The 4,901-nt window shown below is 55.6% G+C and carries 5 protein-coding genes and 1 pseudogene; all 6 read right to left on the bottom strand.

From position 1 onward, the window contains the following. Window positions 1–6: 6 nt before the first annotated feature. Window positions 7–2,031, bottom strand: coding sequence for a VirB4-like conjugal transfer ATPase, CD1110 family (locus tag DWW13_RS00030; RefSeq protein ID WP_243025946.1), 2,025 nt, complete (start codon window positions 2,029–2,031; stop codon window positions 7–9). A gap of 79 nt (window positions 2,032–2,110) precedes the next feature. Next, window positions 2,111–2,497: a PrgI family protein gene (locus DWW13_RS00025; protein WP_003500106.1), complete on the bottom strand. Its 387-nt coding sequence runs from the start codon at window positions 2,495–2,497 to the stop codon at window positions 2,111–2,113. A 44-nt stretch (window positions 2,498–2,541) separates the two neighbouring features. Further along, complete coding sequence (locus tag DWW13_RS00020) at window positions 2,542–3,195, bottom strand: DUF7007 domain-containing protein (RefSeq protein WP_118278676.1); 654 nt, start codon at window positions 3,193–3,195, stop codon at window positions 2,542–2,544. Between the two features lie 9 nt (window positions 3,196–3,204). Further along, a complete protein-coding gene (locus tag DWW13_RS00015) occupies window positions 3,205–3,846 on the bottom strand; it encodes a septation protein SpoVG family protein (RefSeq protein WP_158579726.1) in 642 nt (213 codons plus the stop codon). Window positions 3,847–3,888: 42 nt separating this feature from the next. Further along, window positions 3,889–4,755, bottom strand: a complete 867-nt coding sequence (locus DWW13_RS00010; RefSeq protein WP_005927637.1) for a VirB6/TrbL-like conjugal transfer protein, CD1112 family — start codon at window positions 4,753–4,755, stop codon at window positions 3,889–3,891. A gap of 41 nt (window positions 4,756–4,796) precedes the next feature. After that, a pseudogene (locus DWW13_RS00005) lies at window positions 4,797–4,880 on the bottom strand (Maff2 family mobile element protein); the annotation flags it as partial. Window positions 4,881–4,901: the final 21 nt, after the last annotated feature.

Raw genomic sequence — 4,901 nt, 5'->3', positions numbered from 1 at the left:
AGTACCTTAGACTGCTTTGCACAGCGCCCTATCTGGGCGCACCTTCACGTTCTGCGTTAAAGCACTGGGAACGCACCCTTTTTTTCGCAACATTTTCCAGATCGCCACACAATAGCTTGCCGTCAGACGGTCACGGAGCAGCACATGAAATTCGTCGAAGTAGCACCATGTAGCGATACCGCGCAGGAAATTCATGGACACCTGCGAGTTTACCAAGTCCTGCATAATGAGCATGGCAATCGTCCGAAGCCCGGCACCCAGCTTTTTTAAGTCAAGGCATACCAGACGGCGGTTCAGGTCCACATTGGTTTCATGGTTGAACACGTTAAGGGAACCCGACACATAGATTTCAAGGGCAGTTGCCAGCCGTACCGCCTCGCCCTCCGGCTGGGAACAGAGCAGGTCATACAGGGTTTGGAGGGTCGGCATTTTGCTTGTTTCCGGGTCCTGCAAGTGTTCCCGGTACATCTGGCGTACACAGCGGTCAATGACGGTCCGCTCCACCGGCTGCAAGCCATCCTTGCCGCCGACGATCAGCTCCATCAGCGACAGGATAAAGTCGGCTTTCAGCGCCATCGGGTTTTCCTCGTCAAAGCTCAGGTCAATGTCCATCGGGTTGATGTGGTGGGGGCTGTCTGGGGCGATTTCGATGACCTGTCCGCCCAGCCGCTTGATAAGGGGCGAGTATTCGCCCATCGGGTCCACCACAATGATCCGGTCACGGGTGGCAAGGAACACGTTCACAAGCTCTCGCTTTGCGGCAAAGGATTTGCCGGAGCCCGGCACGCCGAGGAACAGGCCGTTGGGGTTTTTGAGCTTTTTCCGGTTTGCCATGATGACGTTATGGGAAAGTGCGTTGAGCCCGTAATAGACGGCTTCGCCATCCATGCGGAGCTCCTGCGTCATAAAGGGAACGAAAATGGCCGTGGAGCTGGTCGTCATGCCACGCTTGATCTCAATGCCGTTATGACCCAGCGGAAGGCTGGAAAGAAAACCGTCCTCCTGCTGGAAGTCCAGCCGCTTCAAGGTGCAGTTGTATTTCTGGACGATACCCGACACCGTGAACAGGTCATTGTCCAGCTCCCGGCGGGTCGGGGCCATGTTCACCACAAGGAAGGTCAACAGGAACATTCGCTCGTTCCGGCTCTGCAAATCTTCCAAGAGGGTCTTTGCGTCGTTGCTGTACGTTACAAGGTCAGGCGGGAGTATGTCCATGTCGTACCCTGACCGGGCTGCCTTTTTTTGTTCCTCCACTTTCATCTTGTCAATGTCGGAGACTTTGGCCTTGATGGATTTTACGGCGGCGGCCTGATCGACGGTCTGGATATGGAGGGTAATGGTCATTTCCGCATCCATTTCCAAAAGCTCCGCCAGCAGCTTGTCCGAGAGCTCCGAGGCCAAAATCTGCAAGTAAGAGGCAGCGCCCCAGGTCGTCCCCACCCGGAACAGTCGGCTGAAACGGAAATCGAAGCTGTCCGGGGCGATAAAGTCTTTGGTGGAAAGCCCGGTTTTGGGGATCATATCCCATGAAAACCGGAAGGGGGAGCCGCTGCCGGGGTGGAGTTGCCCGTGAAGAAGCTCCAGCCGTTCCAGCCCCGAAAGGGAACGGCACTTGACGCCCAGCTTTTTGAAGTTCCCGCAAATGTCCGCCTCTACACGTTCCAGCCTTGCCCTGGCGGTGGGAAGGTCGTCCACGTTCACGCCGAAGGTCAGGAGCTTTGTGCGGACAATGCCGTTGTTGCTTTTGGCGATCTGGTTTTCCAGCATTTCCACATACTCACACCGGACGCTGTTGTAATCATCGTCCTGCATGGGGATGTTCACGCTGTACCGGCTGCCCGGGCGGCTCCGGTGGTTGAGGAAGGAAAGCTGGAACGGAAGGCTGCTGTCAAAGTAGTTGAGGCAGGCGCTCCACCCGTCAAAGATGGCTGCCTGATCTTCGGACTGTGCGAGCTGGTAGTTGATGTCCTCGTATTCAATGGTTTTGGTGTAATAGCGGTCCGCTACCCGGCACACCCCGTCCCGGTACATTTCCCGGTAAGGGAGGGTCTGCTGGGCGGTGGTGGGAATGTTCTTTCCTTTCGTGAACAGGCCGGTAAGGCCCTGCTTTTCAGGCTTTCTGCCTGCGGGCTTTCCGGCCCTTCTGCTGTTTCGCAATCGGCTGCGCCTCCTTTCTGGCGCTAAGCAGCGCATAGAAGTTTTCGGTTTTGTAAGGCCGCACACGGGGATAGAGGAACCGGGTGCGGATGATGTTTTTCAGCACTTTTTCCAGCGGCAGACCGTCTCGTTCATACATAGCCAGAAAGAAGAACGGGAGCATGAGGCCGATCATCAGGAACATGGCGGCACTGTTCCCGATACTGCCACGGGAAAACAGGTAAGCCGGGAGGCCCACCGCCGCTGCGCTGGAAAAACAAACAAGCTGGCGCTTCGTTAGGTTGAAGGCCAGCTTTGTCTTGATTTTGGAAAGGTCTTTTGGTACTGGCACATAGGCCATTTTGGTACACCTCCTTTATTGCTTCGGGCCAGCATGGCCCGAGGTTATCTTGCGGCCTCTTTGGCCGGGGCTGTGCTGCGGGCAGCTTCGGCGGCCTCTCGTCCGCTCTGCCTTGCCCGCCAGTATTCGGGGTGATACTGCCGGATGGACTGATTGAGTTTTTCTTCAAACTGTCCTTTGTCCTTAATGCGGTCAGGGATGTTCCACAGTTTTTTGTCCAGCAGTTCCCGGAGCACCACACTTTCCTGTGCGTCCTCCTCATAGCAGATATAGCCCTTATCCTTGAAGCCGCACTTTTTCGCCGCCGGGGAGAGGACGGCGGCTACCTCGTTTGCCACCATCGTTCCGCCGTGGCTGGCGGTAGATACCAGAAACACCCCCGGACAGAGGGTTTCACAGCTTTGCACCTCGCCCCATGGGGAGCTTTTCGGCGCATGGAACATTCCGCCCGTCCGGCTCCGGTCCGCCTGCATGAGTGCTGCCTTTTCTAAGATGACTTTCAGTTCCGGGGAAAAATAGGCATATTCCCGAAGGACACGGGCGGCGTCCCCGCCGCAGGCGTTCATCAACAGGGTATAGGCGTCGCTGTCCGCTTTGGTACAGCGGCCCAGCAGTTTTCCGTCATAGTAGCAGGCCGCGTCATAGCCCGTCCGTTTGCGTGGCATGGTTCCCGCCTCCTTTCTGCTTCGGGCCAGCATGGCCCGAGATCAACGCTCTGCGCTGCGGCTGGATTTTTCCTTCGGAGGCCGTTCTGCCTTTGCCTGTTCGGCAGCCGCTTTCCCGGCTTTGAGCTGGTCGCTGATAGACGCACGCCCCACAGAGCCGCGCTCCGCCATCTGTTCCAGCTTTGCCTCATAGGCTTGCAGAACAGCGGTATTGAGCTGTTCTCGGAACTCCTTTGTGACAGGGTAGGCCATATCCCGGTAGCCGCCTTTGCCGTCCGGCTGGCTGGGCATCCCAAGAAAGAGGCCCTTGCTGCCCTGTACGATTTTCAGATTTTCCACCACAAAGCAGTCATTGAATTTCACGCTGGCAAAGCCCATCAGATTTTTCACAGGTTCGATGACCCGCACGCTTACATCCAGCTTCAACGGTGCGGTCGGGGTGGTGTTTGCAACCTTTTCCTGCATGGTTTCCTCCTTTCCGGCGGGAACAAGGTTCCCGTCCTTGTAGTCATAGCCTTCCGCCCGGAGTGCCGCCAGCGTGTCCGCCGATACGCACCCGGACAGTTTCAGATCGGTTTCCACCATAAAGCGCATGGTGTCTGCTTTAGAAAATTCTTCGGGGAGCTTTCCGTAGAAAGCTGGGTGCGGCTGTCCGTCCGCACCCTGTTTGTAACGCCGAGGCATACCGCCTCCTTTCCGCTTCGGGTCAGCATGGCCCGAAGTCTCTTAATGGCAGCCGAAGATGGATTTTGCAAGACTGCCTGTTTTGAATAAGGTAAAACACAGCAGCACCGTATATCCCACACAGCCCCAGATCGCCCCGATGGGGTCGCCGTCGGTGGCGATACTCTGGATCAGCACCGCATAGATGGCGACACAGACTAAGATCAATAGACCTTGAAAACCCACCGCAAAGAGGGAGCGGAAATAGTTCTGCCCCATGTGTCCGGTTTCCCTGTTGGGGACGGTGGCAAACGGGATAGGCGCTAAACTTGTGAGTAAATAAATTTCAATCATACGGCCATATACGATGACGAAGATCACGATGTTTAAGGCAATCATGGTAAGCTGGATCAGGAAGGACTGGAGCCAGAGTCCGAACAGAGGGCCTAACTCCATCGCCTCAAGCTCTGTCCGCAGACTGTCCAGCACATCTGGCGTGATCTCTGTCCCGTTCTGGATAATGCCCGCTGACTGCTGGATCACATGCTGGCTCACATCAAAGACCGCCAGCACGATATTGAAGGTATTCGTCAGGATCATCACAGCCACAAAGGTTTTGAACACCCACTTAAAAAACATCCATGTGTCAACTTCATGGAGGTTGTTGCGTTCTATGAGCATCTGTATCAGTTCATAGGTCATAACAAAAGTGAGGATGACCCCGGCGATTGGCAGAATGGCAGTTTCGGAGATCTGTCGTATCATGGAAAAGACCCCGGCGTTCCAGTCCGCCGGGGTCGTGCCTACCTGTGTGGCGATCTCGCCAACGCTCTGATTGACGTTATCGAAAAGGCCGTCCAGATTCCCCATGATACCATCGACGAGCAGACCTTTCAGCCATTCAACGATTGCGTCGATGATAAAGTCCATACATCAGCTCCTTTTCTGGAAAAAGGGACAACGGGTGACATTTAGCTGAACAGCCCGGACAGCAGAGGGATAAGCTGAAGACCGATCAGAACGACACCGCCGCCCGCCATGAGCTGTTTTATCCCCAATTAGGTGTAAAACTCTGC

The sequence above is a fragment of the Blautia sp. AF14-40 genome, from assembly GCF_003479665.1.
In the GTDB taxonomy this organism is placed as follows: Bacteria; Bacillota; Clostridia; order Lachnospirales; family Lachnospiraceae; genus Fusicatenibacter; species Fusicatenibacter saccharivorans.
Note: the sequence above shows the minus strand (reverse complement) of the source record. Positions and strands in the feature narration are given on the sequence as shown.

Bases quoted from the DNA above. Each gene is read 5' to 3' on its own strand.
- DWW13_RS00030 (WP_243025946.1), bottom strand. From the start codon at position 2,031: ATGTACCGGGACGGGGTGTGCCGGGTAGCGGACCGCTATTACACCAAA.
- DWW13_RS00025 (WP_003500106.1), bottom strand. From the start codon at position 2,497: ATGGCCTATGTGCCAGTACCAAAAGACCTTTCCAAAATCAAGACAAAG.
- DWW13_RS00020 (WP_118278676.1), bottom strand. From the start codon at position 3,195: ATGCTGGCCCGAAGCAGAAAGGAGGCGGGAACCATGCCACGCAAACGG.
- DWW13_RS00015 (WP_158579726.1), bottom strand. From the start codon at position 3,846: ATGCCTCGGCGTTACAAACAGGGTGCGGACGGACAGCCGCACCCAGCT.
- DWW13_RS00010 (WP_005927637.1), bottom strand. From the start codon at position 4,755: ATGGACTTTATCATCGACGCAATCGTTGAATGGCTGAAAGGTCTGCTC.